Below are 939 nucleotides of genomic sequence, written 5' to 3'. Positions count from 1 at the left end.
CCCCCGGCACGGGCCAACTCGATCGCACGGCGCCGGAACTCCGGCGGATGAGCCTTCGGCATCACAAACTCCCTCCGGCGACCAGTGTCGCCTCACTCAAGGAGTCCGGGAAACCGGGTCAAGCTCATACTTCTTGGGCTGCATAGAGGTCGTTGATTTGCGTGCTGCGTCGGCGTGATCCGACCGGTCGAAACCCGCTTTCGCCCCACCCGCGGGGTTCGAGCTCGATCAGCGGCCGCCCCGGCGCTTGGCTCGACGGGAACTCGCACGTGGACTTCTCGGAAAGCCGGCGGCAGAGGACCGCCGTCCCGGTGAACGGGCCACAGAGCCCGCGCCATCCGGTCGGCTGCGTCCCTCGCGAGCTGGTCCGTGGCGTGCGTGTACTTCTTCGTGACGGCTAAGGTCGAGTGGCCCAGGATTTCCTGTACGACCCGGATATCGACCCCCTGCTCCAGCAGCAGGGTGGCAGCGGTGTGGCGCGCGTCGTGCAGGCGAACCTCGCGCACCCCAGCGCGTGCGCACAGCTGTTTCCACTCCACCCAGTCGTCGCGCGGATCCCGCGGAGCGCCGAGTGGGCTTGGGAAGCACAAATCCCATTCACTCCACGCGCTCCCAACCACCGCTTTCTCCTGCTGCTGGATCTCGTGCGCTTCGGCCAGGAGGGCGACCAGCGGCTGCGGGATGACCAAAGTGCGCGCTTTCCCGCCCTTGGGCTGCTTGAAGGCCCACTCGCCACCGATCCGCTGTGGACAGAACTGAGCGTGTAGCACGCACCCTCGCGCGCATGGCTGAGGACAACGTCCGTCGTGGCGTGGCCGTGACGCCTTGAGTTGGGCCCAGTGTGACGGTCCGAGCTGGGCCCGGTTATGGGGTGGCGGGGGTGGCGGTGTCGGCTTGAATTGGTCCCGGTTTCGGGTGCTGACGGTTTGAGCTGGACCC

The 939-nt window shown here is 67.2% G+C and carries 1 protein-coding gene; it reads right to left on the bottom strand.

Translation table 11 applies throughout. The features are described from left to right. Nucleotides 1-92: 92 nt before the first annotated feature. Nucleotides 93-770: a tyrosine-type recombinase/integrase gene (locus KDK95_RS34785; protein WP_307844921.1), complete on the bottom strand. Its 678-nt coding sequence runs from the start codon at nucleotides 768-770 to the stop codon at nucleotides 93-95. Nucleotides 771-939 lie beyond the last annotated feature (169 nt).

Origin of the sequence: Actinospica acidithermotolerans, assembly GCF_018139625.1 — a bacterium.
In the GTDB taxonomy this organism is placed as follows: Bacteria; Actinomycetota; Actinomycetes; order Streptomycetales; family Catenulisporaceae; genus Actinospica; species Actinospica acidithermotolerans.
The sequence above is the reverse complement of the archived record's forward strand: the minus strand, read 5'-3'. Positions and strand labels throughout refer to the sequence as shown.